This is a genomic window from Bordetella sp. N (genome assembly GCF_001433395.1).
Lineage (GTDB): Bacteria > Pseudomonadota > Gammaproteobacteria > Burkholderiales > Burkholderiaceae_B > Bordetella_C.
The window spans coordinates 1,296,231-1,310,375 of the sequence record NZ_CP013111.1 but is presented as its reverse complement, the minus strand read 5'-3'; the positions used below and the strand labels follow the sequence as shown (position 1 = coordinate 1,310,375).

At 67.6% G+C, this 14,145-nt stretch carries 13 protein-coding genes; 4 read left to right on the top strand and 9 right to left on the bottom strand.

Annotated features, from left to right (window positions below; all coding sequences use genetic code 11):
* Window positions 1-82 precede the first annotated feature (82 nt).
* The 4 genes from ASB57_RS05690 to surE are packed head-to-tail and all read right to left on the bottom strand — an operon-like array spanning window position 83 to window position 3,376.
* Window positions 83-862 carry a 3'-5' exonuclease gene (locus ASB57_RS05690; protein WP_057651301.1) on the bottom strand — a complete coding sequence of 260 codons (780 nt, stop codon included), beginning with the start codon at window positions 860-862 and terminating at the stop codon, window positions 83-85.
* Window positions 859-1,776, bottom strand: a complete 918-nt coding sequence (locus ASB57_RS05685; protein WP_057651299.1) for a peptidoglycan DD-metalloendopeptidase family protein — start codon at window positions 1,774-1,776, stop codon at window positions 859-861. The genes ASB57_RS05690 and ASB57_RS05685 overlap by 4 nt, the downstream gene beginning before the upstream one ends.
* A gap of 17 nt (window positions 1,777-1,793) precedes the next feature.
* Window positions 1,794-2,630 carry a protein-L-isoaspartate(D-aspartate) O-methyltransferase gene (locus tag ASB57_RS05680; RefSeq protein WP_057651297.1) on the bottom strand — a complete coding sequence of 279 codons (837 nt, stop codon included), beginning with the start codon at window positions 2,628-2,630 and terminating at the stop codon, window positions 1,794-1,796.
* The gene (gene surE, locus ASB57_RS05675) at window positions 2,615-3,376 is read right to left on the bottom strand and encodes a 5'/3'-nucleotidase SurE (protein ID WP_057651295.1); all 762 of its coding nucleotides are present in this window, start codon (window positions 3,374-3,376) and stop codon (window positions 2,615-2,617) included. The genes ASB57_RS05680 and surE overlap by 16 nt, the downstream gene beginning before the upstream one ends.
* A gap of 124 nt (window positions 3,377-3,500) precedes the next feature.
* On the opposite strand from surE, the gene plsY reads away from it, so the two are divergent.
* Window positions 3,501-4,148 (top strand): glycerol-3-phosphate 1-O-acyltransferase PlsY, encoded by a 648-nt coding sequence (gene plsY / locus ASB57_RS05670; RefSeq protein WP_057651294.1) that lies wholly within the window; start codon window positions 3,501-3,503, stop codon window positions 4,146-4,148.
* A 16-nt stretch (window positions 4,149-4,164) separates the two neighbouring features.
* On the opposite strand, the gene tsaD is transcribed toward plsY, so the two are convergent.
* Window positions 4,165-5,217: a tRNA (adenosine(37)-N6)-threonylcarbamoyltransferase complex transferase subunit TsaD gene (tsaD, locus tag ASB57_RS05665; protein ID WP_057651292.1), complete on the bottom strand. Its 1,053-nt coding sequence runs from the start codon at window positions 5,215-5,217 to the stop codon at window positions 4,165-4,167.
* Window positions 5,218-5,360: 143 nt separating this feature from the next.
* Between tsaD and ASB57_RS05660 the strand changes: the two genes are divergently transcribed.
* The 3 genes from ASB57_RS05660 (at window position 5,361) to queD (ending at window position 7,855) form a co-directional block, all read left to right on the top strand.
* Window positions 5,361-6,653, top strand: a complete 1,293-nt coding sequence (locus tag ASB57_RS05660; RefSeq protein WP_057651290.1) for an NCS2 family permease — start codon at window positions 5,361-5,363, stop codon at window positions 6,651-6,653.
* Between the two features lie 97 nt (window positions 6,654-6,750).
* Window positions 6,751-7,383 carry a 7-carboxy-7-deazaguanine synthase gene (gene queE / locus ASB57_RS05655; protein WP_057651288.1) on the top strand — a complete coding sequence of 211 codons (633 nt, stop codon included), beginning with the start codon at window positions 6,751-6,753 and terminating at the stop codon, window positions 7,381-7,383.
* Between the two features lie 28 nt (window positions 7,384-7,411).
* Window positions 7,412-7,855 (top strand): 6-carboxytetrahydropterin synthase QueD, encoded by a 444-nt coding sequence (queD, locus tag ASB57_RS05650; protein ID WP_057651286.1) that lies wholly within the window; start codon window positions 7,412-7,414, stop codon window positions 7,853-7,855.
* A 116-nt stretch (window positions 7,856-7,971) separates the two neighbouring features.
* On the opposite strand, the gene pdeM is transcribed toward queD, so the two are convergent.
* From pdeM to ASB57_RS05630, 4 genes are read right to left on the bottom strand one after another with little or no spacing between them, the layout of a single operon-like run.
* Window positions 7,972-8,664 (bottom strand): ligase-associated DNA damage response endonuclease PdeM, encoded by a 693-nt coding sequence (pdeM, locus tag ASB57_RS05645; protein WP_057651283.1) that lies wholly within the window; start codon window positions 8,662-8,664, stop codon window positions 7,972-7,974.
* A complete protein-coding gene (locus ASB57_RS05640; RefSeq protein ID WP_082621397.1) occupies window positions 8,648-11,212 on the bottom strand; it encodes a ligase-associated DNA damage response DEXH box helicase in 2,565 nt (854 codons plus the stop codon). Before ASB57_RS05640 ends, pdeM begins: the two co-directional genes overlap by 17 nt.
* Window positions 11,209-12,852: an ATP-dependent DNA ligase gene (locus ASB57_RS05635; RefSeq protein ID WP_057651281.1), complete on the bottom strand. Its 1,644-nt coding sequence runs from the start codon at window positions 12,850-12,852 to the stop codon at window positions 11,209-11,211. The genes ASB57_RS05640 and ASB57_RS05635 overlap by 4 nt, the downstream gene beginning before the upstream one ends.
* Window positions 12,849-14,027 (bottom strand): ligase-associated DNA damage response exonuclease, encoded by a 1,179-nt coding sequence (locus ASB57_RS05630; protein WP_082621396.1) that lies wholly within the window; start codon window positions 14,025-14,027, stop codon window positions 12,849-12,851. The genes ASB57_RS05635 and ASB57_RS05630 overlap by 4 nt, the downstream gene beginning before the upstream one ends.
* Window positions 14,028-14,145: the final 118 nt, after the last annotated feature.

The following is a 14,145-nucleotide window of genomic DNA, read 5'->3' as shown; positions in this document are numbered from 1 at the left end:
TTCTTATCCGAGGATGATTATTTCAGTCGGTTGCGAAAACGGGCTTTTGGACGGACCTGGCAGTCCATTCCACAAAGCCTCCTTATTCCGCGTCCCAAGCCGCCAGATATTCGCGCCAATGCGGCGCCGGATTATTGGCCAGCGACTCGCGCACCAGCGCGATTTCCTCGTCGTACGAAACCCGGTCCAGTTCGCCACGCAGCAAACGCCAGCGGCAATAGACCAGCCACGTATTGACCACATCGGTTTCGCAATAGGCCCGCACCTCGTCGGCGCGGCCCTGCGACCAGGCTTCCCAGACCTTGCCGCCGTCCATCCCCAGCTTGCCGGGAAAGCCGCACAGCTTGGCCAACTGGTCCAGCGGCGCGTTGGCACGGCCGTTGTACTTGGCCAGCACGTCCATCAGGTCGATGTGGCGCGTGTGATAGCGGCCGATGTAGTTGTTGAACTTGAACTCGCGGTCGTCTTCGCCCTGATCCCAATAGCGGGGCGCCGCCACGCCATGGATCAGGCTGCGGTAATGCAGCACGGGCAGGTCGAAACCAGAGCCGTTCCAGCTCACCAGCTTGGGCGTGTAGTGCTCGATGGTCTTGAAGAACTGCGTCAGCAAGGCCGGCTCGGGATCGTCGGGATCCCCCAGCGTGCGCACGCGAAAGCCCTTCTCGTCCCGGAACACGCAACCGATGACGGCGATCTGGTGCAGATGCAGCGGCAGGAAATCGCCGCCGGTGGCCTCGCGGCGCGCCGCGAAAGCGCGCTCGGCCACTTCCAGGTCGGGGACCTCGGGCCCCCAGCCATTGAGCCGACGCAGACCCTGCACGTCAGGCAGGGTCTCCAGATCGAAGACCAGGGTGGGCGTCATCGTGCCGGCAGATACTGCAAGGGATCGACCGGCGTGCCTTGACGGCGGATCTCGAAGTGCAGGCGCGGCGACGCGGCATCGGTCTGGCCGATTTCCGCGACCTTGGTGCCCCGCTTGACCTCTTGCCCCGTCTTCACCAGCAAGGCGCGGTTATGCGCGTATGCGGTGATGAAGCCGTTGTTGTGATTGATGATGATCAGGTTGCCCAGGCCACGCACGCCATTGCCGCTGTACATGACCTTGCCGTCGGCGGCCGCCGTCACGGGATCGCCAGCGTTGCCGCCGATGTCGATGCCCTTGGTGTTGGCGTTGAACGTCTGTATCAGTTGCCCGGCGGACGGCCAGGCCCAGTTGATCATCCCCGCGTCAGGCGCGCGCGCCGGCGTCGGTGTCGAGGCCACCGCAGGCGGCGGCTGAGTGGCCGGAGGCGCCTCGGGGGTCGTCGACGGGGGCGCCGTCGGCGTGGTCGGCTGCGGCTCGCCGGGCGGCGGCAGCGGCGTGGGCTCGGTGCTTTGCTCGGAAGGCTTGGTGACCGGGCGCGAACCGACCGGCGCGACGGCGCCGCCGCCGGCTGGCGCCGACAGCTTGAGCACCTGGCCGACCGACAGCACGTTCGAGTCGCTCATGCCGTTCCAGCGCTTGAGCGTGTCCACATCGACCCCGTTGCCGCGGGCGATCTTGTACAGCGTGTCACCGGGCTTGACCACGTAGGTGCTGCCGGCCGCGGGGCTGCCGCCCTGCGCGGGCGGCGCATTGGTCAGGTCGACCACGGGTGCGCGCGTGCCGGTGGTGCAGCCTGCTAGAAAAACGCAGCCCAGCAGACCCGCATAGATGACGCTTTTTTGCAGGCTCTCGAACGCGCGAGCGCCTGCAAAATGACTGATTCCGGTCAGTGACAACTGCCCGTTGAGCATATGATTCTCCTGGTTGCTCAAGATTGTATGCCGGCCCTTAGCGGAACAAAACGCACCGCTTCCAATTCCGTTCGTTTCCACGCTGTCGCACTGGTTCGCTCGACCAGCACCAGGCGCTGGTTGGACGTGCCTTCCGGTGCGATCAAGCGCCCGCCAGGCGCAAGTTGATTCAATAAGGCCTGCGGGATGGCGATACCCGCGGCGGCCACAACAATAGCATCGAAAGGCGCGGCGTTCGGCAGGCCCAGCATGCCGTCGCCATACGTCAATCTGACGCGGGTGTTCAGGCGCAGGGACCGCAGATGATCGCGCGCCAAATCAAAAAGCCCACGTATTCTTTCAATGGCGAAGACGTCGCGCACGATATAGGACAGCACGGCCGACTGATAACCGCAGCCGGCGCCGACTTCCAGCACCCGGGTCGGCGCGCGTCCTTCGCAGACGGCGGCGATCATGCGCGCCACCACCCAGGGTTGGGAAATGGTCTGGGAATGGCCGATCGGCAAGGCGGCATCGTCGTAAGCGCGACTGGCCAGCGCCTGGTCGACGAAGATGTGGCGCGGCACGGCTTCCATGGCGGCCAGCACCCTTTCGTCGCTGATGCCCTGGACCCGCAGCCGCTGCACCATCGCCGCCCGCAGCCGGCCCGAGTTCAAACCCAGGTTGCTGGCCTCGCTGCGCGCCACGGGCGCCGCCGCGGGCCGCTGCAAGGTGGCGGACGAAATCCGCGTATTGCTGTTGGTCGCCGTCACGCCCTTGGGCGCCTGGCCGCCCAGGCTGGAACCCGAACTGACGCGGGAGCGCACCGGCGGCTCGGCCCGGGATGTCTGCGGCGGAGTCACCGGCTTGCGCATAGGGGCTCCGCCCAGGTTCGCACCGGGTCGAGTTGGGCCTGATGGGTAAGATCCAGGCGCAAGGGGGTGATGGAAACCTTGCCTTCGGCAACGGCGTGGAAATCGGTGCCCGGCATCGCGTCGGCGGCGGCGCCGGCCGGGCCGATCCAATAAATGTCCTCGCCGTACGGGGACGTGGTGCGCACGACCGGCTCGGAAGGATGGCGCTTGCCCAGGCGGGTTACCGCCCAGCCCGTCATGGCTTCCAGCGGACGATTGGGGAAATTGACGTTCAGCAGCACCGGCGCGGCCAGGGGCTGCGCGATCTGATGCTCGACGACCCGGCGGGCCATGGCGGCGGCCGCGTCCAGATTGCCCCACCCTTTTTCGTTCAGGGAGAAGGCGATCGCCGGAATGCCGAACAGATAGCCCTCCGTCGCCGCGGCGACGGTGCCCGAATACAGGGTGTCGTCACCCATATTCGCGCCGTTGTTGATGCCCGAGACGACCAGATCCGGCCGGTCCGGCACCAGGCCGCCGGTCAGGGCGACGTGTACGCAATCCGAAGGCGTACCGTTCACATAAAAGAATCCATTGCCCGCTTCGCGCACGCTCAGGGGCCGGTTCAAGGTCAGGGAATTCGACGCGCCACTGTGATTGACCTCCGGTGCCACCACTGTCAATTCGCCCAGCCCCCGCAACGCCTCGACCAGCGCCAGCAGACCGGGCGCCGTATAACCGTCGTCGTTGGATACGAGAATCCGCATTGTGCTTCCAAAATAAAATAAAGCGCCGGAGCGCGTCGAATTGTACCTGCTGCGCTGACGGGCCGCCGGTTTCCCTGGAGGGAGTAGTAGAATCCGCGGCTGTCGTCCCTACGGAAACATACTCATGGTGCAGGAACCTCATTCCATCTTGTTCAGCCTGGGCCTGGTCATCCTGGCTTATGTGATCGGGTCCATCCCTTTCGCGGTGGTGGTCAGCAAGCTGATGGGACTGCAGGATCCGCGCAGCTATGGCTCCGGCAATCCGGGTGCCACCAATGTGTTGCGCTCCGGCAGCAAGCTGGCCGCCGTCCTGACCCTGCTGGGCGATGCCGCCAAGGGCTGGTTCGCCGTCTGGCTGGCGCAGCGGCTGGGCACCCCGTCCCTGTCCTGGAATGTGGTCGCCCTGGTGGCCCTGGCGGTCTTCCTCGGCCATCTGTTTCCGCTGTTTCTGCGTTTTCGCGGCGGCAAGGGCGTGGCGACCGCACTGGGCGTAATGCTGGCGATCGAGCCCTGGCTGGCCCTGGCCATCGTGGCCACCTGGCTGATCGTGGCCGTCTGTTTCCGCTACTCGTCGCTGGCCGCGCTGGCCGCGGCGGTCTTCGCGCCCTTCTGCTACATCTTAGGCAGCGGCATCGCCTGGTATGCCCAGGCGCCGCTGACCGTGGCCATCGTCGTCATCGTGCTGCTGCTGATCGTCCGCCACCGGGCCAATATCACGCGTCTGCTGAACGGCACCGAATCGCGCATCGGCAGCAAGAAGAAAGCGGCCTGAGGTTCAGGCCGCCTGCTCAAACCCCAGGCGGCTGCACCGAAACGTCCGCCAGATCCCAGCGCGGGCGCACCGTGAAAGCATGTTCGTCGCGGCGCAGGGTCGCCAGCCCAGCCTTGACCCGCTCGCCCGCGGCGAAAGCGATCATCGCGCCGTTGTCGGTGCAAAGTTCCAGAGGCGGGAAATAGGCTTGCGCCTTCAGGCGCGGCAGCGCTTGCGCAAGCCGCGCCCGCAGGCGCTTGTTGGCGCCCACGCCACCCGCCACCACCAGGCGTTTCAGCCCGGTCTGCTTCAGCGCTTTTTCCGCCTTGGCCGCCAGCACGTCGACGATGGCCGCCTGCGTGGCCGCCGACAGATCGGCGCGGGCCTGATCGTCCAGCCCGCCACCGGCCTTCTCGGCCGCCCGCACCCGCGTCAGCACGGCGGTTTTCAGGCCGCTGAAGCTGAAATCCAGATCGCCGCTGTGCAGCATGGGCCGCGGCAGTTCGAAACGGGTCGGATCGCCGCGCTCCGCCATCGCCGCCAGGGCGGGGCCGCCCGGATAGCCCAGGCCCAGCAGCTTGGCCGACTTGTCGAAGGCCTCGCCGGCGGCGTCGTCCAGGGTTTCGCCCAGCAATTCATAGCGCCCCACCCCGTCGACCCGCATCAATTGCGTGTGGCCGCCGGACACCAGCAGCGCCACGAAGGGAAACTCGGGCCGCGGATCGGCCAGCAAGGGCGACAGCAGGTGCCCTTCCAGATGGTGGATGGGAATGGCCGGCAGGTCGCGCGCCCAGGCGAAGGCCTGCGCCACGCTGGCGCCGACCAGCAGCGCGCCCGCCAGGCCGGGGCCGGCGGTGTAGGCCACGGCCTCGACGTCGGCCACGGTCAGGCCGGCGTCCGCCAGCGCCTTATGGGTGAGCGGGAGCACCCGCCGCACGTGGTCGCGCGAGGCCAGTTCGGGCACCACGCCACCGTACTCCTGGTGCATGGCGATCTGCGTGTGCAGGGCGTGCGACAGCAGGCCGCGCCTGGTGTCGACCACCGCCACGCCGGTTTCGTCGCAGGAGCTTTCAAAGCCGAGAATGATCATGATGGGGCGCAGTTTACCCGCAGTTGTCACCGCGTTCACGCAAGGTTGGCCCGGTCCCGGGCTACGATAGGCGTTGCCTGAGCCCCCGAACATCCGTACCATCGCGCCCGCCCAAGGGCGTGGAAACCACAGACGGAGAAAAAATGCTGGAGAGACTGTTTCACCTGCGCGAGCACGGCAGCACCGCGCGCACCGAGGCCGTGGCCGGACTCACGACCTTCCTGACGATGTCCTACATCATCTTCGTCAATCCGAGCATCCTGTCGACCACGGGCATGGACCGCGACGCGGTGTTCGTGGCTACCTGCCTGGCCGCGGCCCTGGGCACCCTGGTCATGGCCTTGCTGGCCAACTGGCCCATCGGCCTGGCGCCGGGCATGGGCCTGAATGCCTTCTTCGCGTTCACCGTGGTCAAGACCATGGGGTTCAGCTGGCAGCAGGCCCTGGGCGCGGTGTTCATCTCGGGCATCATCTTCCTGATCCTGACCATTACCGGCATCCGCGGCTGGCTGGTGCGCGGAATCCCGAACTCCCTGCGCAGCGCCATCGCCGCCGGCATCGGGCTGTTCCTAGCCATCATCGCCCTGTCGAATGCCGGCATCGTGGTGGCTCACCCGGCCACCAAGGTCACCCTGGGCGACCTGCGCGCGCCCGGCCCGCTGCTGGCCATCCTGGGATTCTTCATCATCGCCACCCTGGACGCGCTGCGCATCCGCGGCGCCATCCTGATCGGCATCCTGGTGGTCACCGCCCTGTCGATGCTGATCGGGGTCAACGAGTTCAAGGGCATCTTCTCGGCGCCGCCCAGCCTGGCGCCGACCCTGCTGCAGCTGGACATCCCCGGCGCGCTGCACGGCGGCCTGTTCCACGTCATCCTGGTTTTCGTGCTGGTCGAGGTCTTCGACGCCACCGGCACCCTGATCGGCGTCGCCAAGCGTGCCGGCCTGGTGCCGGAAGGCAAGCCCAACCGGCTCGGCCAGGCCTTGTTCGCCGACAGCGCGGCCATCGTCGCCGGGTCCATGCTGGGCACCAGCAGTACCACCGCCTACGTGGAAAGCGCGTCCGGCGTGCAGGCCGGCGGCCGCACGGGCATGACGGCCCTGGTGATCGGCCTGCTGTTCCTGGCCGCCCTGTTCATTTCGCCGCTGGCCGGGTCGGTACCGCCCTATGCCACCGCGCCTGCCCTGCTGTACGTGGCGGGCCTGATGATGCGCGAGCTGATCGAGGTCAACTGGAACGACGTCGCCGAAGCCACCCCGGCGGCGCTGACCGCCCTGGTCATGCCCTTCACCTATTCCATCGCCAACGGCCTGGCCTTCGGTTTCATCAGCTATGTGGTGCTGAAGACCCTGACCGGCCGTGCACGGGAAATCCACCCCGCCACCTGGCTGGTCGCCGTCCTGTTCGTCATCCGGTTCGCGTTTTTCCCGGGGTGAATTACCCCACCGGCGGAGGCGTTGTGGAGGGGCAACAGGAAATTGGGCGGCCGGCTTGCTAAAATAGCCGGTTCGCTCCGATTTTCCAGCTTCACCAATGACTTACGCCGCCAAAGAGATATTCAAGACCCTGCAAGGGGAAGGTGCCCAGGCCGGCCGCGCCGCGGTGTTCTGCCGTTTTGCCGGCTGCAACCTGTGGTCGGGCCGCGAAAGCGACCGCGCCAGCGCCGCCTGTAGGTTCTGCGACACCGATTTCGTCGGCACCGATGGTCCCGGCGGCGGCAAGTTCACCACCGCGCAGGCGCTGGCCGCGACCTTGGCCAGCACCTGGGGGCCCGACCGCGCCCATCGCTACGTCGTCTTTACCGGCGGTGAACCGCTGCTGCAGATCGACGCTGCCCTGCTGGACGCCGTCCACGCCGAAGGCTTCGAAATCGCCATCGAAACCAATGGCACGCTGTTGCCGCCGCCCGGCATCGACTGGATCTGCGTCAGCCCCAAGGGCACGGCGCCGGTGGCGCTGCGCGCGGGCAATGAATTGAAGCTGGTCTATCCCCAACTCGACGCGCCGCCGGCGTCTTTTGCCGGTCTGGACTTCGAGCATTTTTTCCTGCAGCCCATGGACGGCCCGGACCGGGTCGCCAATACCGAGCGCGCCGTGCAGTACTGCACGCAGCATCCGCAATGGCGGCTCAGTCTGCAAACCCACAAGTACATAGGCATTCCATGATTCGCGTTTTACAGGCAGGGAGCCTGGCATGATTTCCGTCACTCGCAGGTTGGAGTTCGACGCCGGCCACCGCATCCCCGACCACCGCAGCCAGTGCCGCAATATGCACGGCCACCGCTATGTGCTGGAAGTGACGTTGCAGGGCGACGTCGTCAACACGCCGGGCAGTTCCGACAACGGCATGCTGATGGACTTTTCCGAGATCAAGGCCATCGGCAAGAAAGAGCTGGTGGACCGCTGGGATCACGCCTTCCTGGTGTATTCCGGCGACGAGGCGGTGCTGAATTTCCTGCAGAGCCTGCCGGGCCACAAGACCGTCGTGCTGGACCGTATTCCCACGGTCGAAAACCTCGTCCGCATCGCCTTCGACACGCTGGCGCCGCATTATCACAGCCACTACGGGCTGGACCTGCGGCTGACGCGCGTGCGTTTGTACGAAACCCCGAACTGCTGGGCCGACTGCAACGGATAAGGCCCCCCGTACCCGCTTACGCGGGCCCCCCAGGGGGCGACACCGGCGGACCGGGGGACCCGGCTCCGCGGTGTCTGCGATGGGACCAGCGGCTTGCGGCGGGTGTGCTACATAGCTCACCCTTGCGTTGCAAAAACGGCATCGTCGGCGACCACGTAGATGCGGCGCCCGGGGCGCGTGTCCACCGGCCATGTGCCGGTGAAGGCGCCGAACGCCGGCAGGACGCCGTGATCCTCGTCCATCATGAAACAAGGCAGGCGCACGCTGTCGCGGCCACGGCCACGCAGGATGTGGGACGGGTGCAGGTGGCCCGCCCAGGCATAGCGTCCCGCGGCGGTGGTGCCGGGGACCGGCGGATGATGGCGGCAGTCGAACGGTCCCAATTGATAAGGTTCGTCGACGACCTCGATGCCCAGTTCGGGCGGTGGATCGCCGGCATGGCTGTCGTGATTGCCCCGCACCAGCACACCTTGCAAGCGCGGATGGCGGCCGCGCCAGGCCTGCAAGGCCGCCAACGTCGCCGGCGCGCGGGCTGCCCGCGCATGCAGGAAGTCTCCCAGGACCACGCATAGCCTCACCGGCAAGGCCGCCAGCAGCGCTTCCCACCGCGCCAGCGTGGCGGCGGTCGTCCCCGCCGGCACCGGCTGGCCCAGCGACCGATACGCGGCGGCTTTGCCGAAATGCGGATCGGCCAGCAGAAGCGCGCCTTGCGCGGGCCACCAGACGGCCCGCTGCGGCAGCAGATAAACCCGCTCGCCGACCACGTCGACCGCACTCGCGCGCGCCAGCACTTCAGGCACGGCCGCCATTCCCTCTCCTTTTCGTTGCGGCCTTGGGCGGCGCGTCGGCCGCCTTTTCCAGGTCCGCCAGCATGCGGGCCACGCGCTCAGCCAATTTTTCGGTCGACAGTTTTTCCCGCAAGCGCTCCACCATCAGCGGAAAGGACAGCGGCGTGGCCCGCGTCAGCGGCTGCCATTGCAAGGTGCTGGTGCGCATCCGTTCCAGCACCCGGCGCAGGCGCCCCAACTCCAGCTCCTGCGCCAGCACTTCGCGCTCGGCCTGCGACAACAGCATATTGGCGGGATCGTATTCCCGGAACACCTGATAGAACAAACTGGATGAGGCCTGCAATTGCCGCGCGCTCTTGTGCGCGCCTGGAAAGCCCTGGAACACCAGGCCCGATACGCGCGCGATCTCGCGAAAGCGCCGTTGCGCCAGCTCGGCGGCGTTCAGGCTGGCCAGCACATCGTCCAGCAGCGCCCCGTCCTCCAGCAAGCCCAGCCCCGGGTCGGCGAACAGCGCCGGCCAGTCCTGCTGCTCGGGACACAGAAGCTCAAGGCCATAGTCATTCACCGCCAGGGTGAACGTGGCCGGCGCCCGTTGCGCCACCCGCCACGCGATCAGGCTGGCCACGCCCAGATGCACATGCCGTCCACCGAAGGGGTAGAGGAATAGATGCGAGCCCTCGCGCGAACGCAGCGTCTCCGCCAGCAGCAGACCCGGCCGCGGCAGCGCCGACCAGCGCGCCTGCAAGGCCAGCATGGGTTCGGCGCGCGCCAGTTCGGGGCTGTCGAAACGTCCCTGCGCGGCCAGCGCGAACTGGTCCACCACCGCATCTGCCAGTTCGCTGGACAGCGGCATACGCCCGCCGTTCCAGCGCGGCACTGCGGGCCGGCTGCCTTGCGCGCGGCGGACGAAGGCCGTCATCTCGTGCACGCGCACCAGCTCCAGCAAGCGGCCGGCGAAGAGAAAACAATCGCCCGGCCGCAGGCGCGCGATAAAGCCCTCCTCCACCGTGCCCAGCCGCGCGCCGCCCCCGCGGCCGGACCAGTAACGCACCTGCATGGTGGCGTCCGCCACGATGGTCCCTATGCTCATGCGATGCCGGCGCGCCAGGCGCGCATCCGGCACGCGCCAGACGCCTTCCGCATCGGGCGCGACGCGGCGGTAATCGGGATAGGCGCCCAGGGAACGGCCGCCGCTGGCGACGAAGTCCAGGGCCCATTGCCATTCATCGGGCGACAGGTTTCGGTAGGCGTGCGTGCGCCGCACTTCCTCGTATAGATCGGCGGGTATGAAGCCGCCGCCTAGCGCGATCGTCACCAGGTGCTGCACCAGCACGTCCAGCGGGCGTTCCGGCGGATCACGTGACTCGATGTGCCCCGCTTCGGCCGCGGCGCGCGCGGCGCAGGCCTCGACGAGTTCCAGGCTATGCGTCGGCACCAGGGTGACGCGCGAAGGCCGGCCCGGCGCATGGCCGGAGCGGCCGGCGCGTTGCAGCAAGCGCGCCACGCCTTTCGGCGAGCCGATCTGCAAGACCCGTTCGACGGGCAGGAAGTCCACGCCCAGGTCCAGGCTGGACGTGCAGACCACGGCCTTCAGTTGCCCCGCTTTCAGGCCAGCTTCCACCCACTCCCGGGTCTTGCTGTCCAGGGAACCATGATGCAGGGCCAGCAGGCCGGCCCAGTCCGGCCTTGCCGCCAGCAGGGCCTGATACCAGAGCTCCGCCTGCGCGCGAGTATTGACGAAGACCAGGGTCGTGGCGCTGGTCTCGATCTCGGCACAGACTGCCGGCAACATGGACATCCCCAGGTGACCCGCCCATGGGAAACGCAACGGGTCGGGGGGCAGCACGGTGTCGATGATCAGTTGCTTGGGCAAGGCGCCACGGACCAGATGGCCACTGGCAAGATCAGGCGTCGCGGCTTCGGGCGCGCCAAGCAGCACGTCCATCGCCAGGCGCGGATTGCCCAGCGTGGCGGACAGGCCCCAGGTACATAGGCCGGGATTCCAGCGCCGCAAGCGCGCCAGCGCCAGTTGGGCCTGCACGCCGCGCTTGTTGCCCAGCAACTCATGCCACTCGTCCACGATGACGGCGCGCACCCGGCTCAAGATCTCGCGGGCGTTCGCGCGGGCCAGCAGCAAGGAAAGGCTCTCGGGTGTCGTCACCAGCGCAGTCGGCAAAGTCCGGTCTTGCCTGGCGCGTTCGGCGCTGGACGTATCCCCGGTCCGTACGCCCACCGTCCAGGCGCAATCGAAATCCTCCAGCGGCCGCAGCAGCGCCTGCGCGGTATCACCGGCCAATGCGCGCATGGGGGTCAGCCACAGCACCGTCAACGGCGGCGCCCGCTTCGCCCCGCTGGTCGCGAAAGCCGCCAAAGCGCCCAGCCACACGGCATAGGTCTTGCCCGCCCCGGTGGTGGCATGCAGCAGCCCGCTTTCCCCGCGCGCCATGGCGTCCCAGATCTCGCGCTGGAAATCGAAAGGCTGCCAACCTTGCCTCGCCATCCACGCCACGTTGCGGGCGATCGGTGCCGCCTCGGCCGGCGGCTTCACGCTGCGACGAGCCCGCGTCATGTTGGCAGCAACTCCGCCAGCGTCTGCAAGGTATCCGCGTCGGCCACGCCCTTGTCCTGGCGCCAGCGCAGCATGCGCGGAAAGCGCACGGCGACGCCGCTCTTGTGGCGCGTGCTGCGGGAGATGCCCTCGAAGCCCAGTTCGAAGACCTGGGTCGGCTCCACGCTGCGCACGGGGCCGAATTTCTCCACCGTGGTCTTGCGCACGATGGCGTCGACCGCGCGGATTTCCGCGTCCGTCAAGCCGGAATAGGCCTTGGCGAAAGGCACCAGGCGGCGCTCGGTGGACTGCGGCGGGCCGTCCCACACCGCGAAGGTGTAGTCGGTATAGAGACTGGCCCGGCGGCCGTGGCCACGCTGCGCGTAGATCAGGACCGCATCGATGGAAAAGGGATCGATCTTCCATTTCCACCAGATGCCTTGATCGCGCGTGCGGCCGACCCCATAGGCCGAGCTGGCCGCCTTCAACATCATGCCTTCCACACCAAGGGCGCGCGACTCTGCCCGCTGCGTCTCCAGCGCGGCCCAGTCGTCGCCATGCAACAGGGGCGACAGTTTTAGATAGGAGGACGTCACCTTCTCCGCCACCCGCTCCAATGCCGCGCGCCGCGCCGCTTGCGGCTGCTTGCGCAGGTCCACGCCTTCCAGCTCCAACAGGTCGTACGCCAACAGCACCACCGGCGCATCCGCCAGCAGCCGCGCCCCGACGTTCTTGCGCCCCAACCGCCGCTGCAAGTGCGCGAAAGGCTGGACCCGGTCTTCCCGCCAGACCACGATTTCGCCGTCCAGCACCGTGCCGTCGGGCAGCAACTCCCCCAGGCGCAGCAGTTCGGGAAACCGTTCGCTGACCAGTTCCTCACCGCGCGACCATACCCAGGTCTGGCCGGCGCGCCGGACCACCTGCGCCCGAATCCCGTCCCATTTCCACTCCACCAGCCAATCGCTGGGCGGTCCCAGCTGCGCGGACAGGCGGTCCAGAGGCAGCGCCAGGGGATGGGCGAGAAAGAAGGGATAAGGCTGCCCGTCCGCGCGCGTCTCGGCGTCGAAGGACAAGGGCGCCAGCAGGTCCAGGTAGGCCTGCGCCTCCGGCCGCGCGCCGATATCCGTATAGCCAATCAGACGCTGCGCCATGTGCGGCGCTTCGATGCCCGCCACGGTGGCCAGCGCGCGCGTCAGCAGCACCTTGGAAACGCCCACCCGCATGCTGCCCGTGATCAGCTTGGCGCAGACGAAGCGGCCATGGGCATCCAGGTGCTCGAACAGATCGGCAAGGCGTGCGGGCACCTGCTCCGGTGGCAGGCCGCGCAGGGGCAGCAGGCGTTCTTCGACCCATAGCGCCAGACCGGCGTCATCCGGTTCGCCCGGCTCCGGCAGCAACAGCGACAAGGTCTCCGCCATGTCGCCGACGGCCTGGTAGCACTCTTCGTAAAGCCATTCCGTAATGCCGGCCGCCGTCATGATGTATTGGCGCAGCAGCCGCGTTGGCACCAGTTGGCGCGGCTTGCCGCCGGCCAGGAAATAAGCCGCCCAGGCCGCATCCGCCGGGGGTGCGGCACGGAAGTAGTCGCACATGGCGGCCAGCTTCGCATTGCTGGACGTGGTGGCGTCCAGACGCGCGTAGAGATCGGCGAAGGCCTTCATTGCGGGTCCTCCCCTGCCGGCTCCGTGCGCGACGGGGGTTCGGCGGGCGCGCCGGCCGCAGTCGCGCCGGGCTTGGCCTCGTCGGGGACCACGGCCTCGCCACCGCCGGAGACGCGCGCCGCGGCACCGGCGGAAGCGGCGGCCTCCGCCCCGTCCGGCGTGCCATCCGCGTCGCCGGCCACATCGCTGGCGTCATCTTCTTCGTCGCCATACGCCGTCTCGAAAGACTGCGCCGTAATGCCGACTTCATTCAGCCAACGCACCAGCACCGCCACCTGCCCGTGCGTGACGATCACGCGACTCGCGCCACAGGCCCCGATCGCCGTCTGCAAGCCCGGCCAATCCGCGTGATCCGACAGCACGAACCCGCGATCCACACCGCGCCGCCGACGCGCGCCCCGTACCTGCATCCAGCCGCTGGCAAAGGCATCGGCATGATCCCCGAAGCGCCGCAACCACCCCGTCCCCCGCGCCGAGGGCGGCGCGAGCACCAGCACCCGGCGCAAGGCGCCCGCATCGGCCTCGTCCACGCGCAGCACCGGCGGCAGCACCACGCCGGCCGCCCGGTAGCCGCGATTGACGTTCTCCACCGCCCCGTGCACCACAATGGGTCCGATCGACGGGTCCAGCCCGCACAAGACCCGCTGCGCCTTGCCGAAGGCATAGCAATACAGCACCGACGCGCGTCCCGCCGCCGCGTTCTCCGCCCACCACGCATTGATCTGCCCCGCCAGCACGGCCCCGGTCTGCCACCGGTAGATGGGCAATCCAAATGTCGATTCGGTGATGAAGACCTGGCAAGGCACCGGCTCGAAGGGTTCGCAAGTGGGGTCGTCCCCTAATTTGTAGTCGCCGGACGCGACCCACACCTCGCCTTTGTGTTCGACCCGGACCTGGGCCGATCCCAGCACATGTCCGGCCGGATGCAGGCTGATACGTACCCCGTTATGGTGCACCGCCTCGCCATACGCCAGGGTTTGCAGATTGATGTCGCCCAATCGTCCGCGCAGCACCGTTTCGCCGCCGCGCGCCGCCAGGTAGTGCCGGCTGCCGGACCGGGCATGGTCCGAATGCGCATGCGTGATCACCGCCCGGTCCACGGGCCGCCAGGGGTCGATATAAAAGTCGCCGGGGGGACAGTACAGGCCTTCGGGACGGGCGACGATCAAATCCATCGGTCAGTTCCATCAATGAAGAGTCAAAGTGGCCCGAAGCAAATAGCACGCCGCATCGAACCCGGCCCCGATATTGCACCGCGGAAATTTGGTAACCATTCAATTCGTATCTTACTCA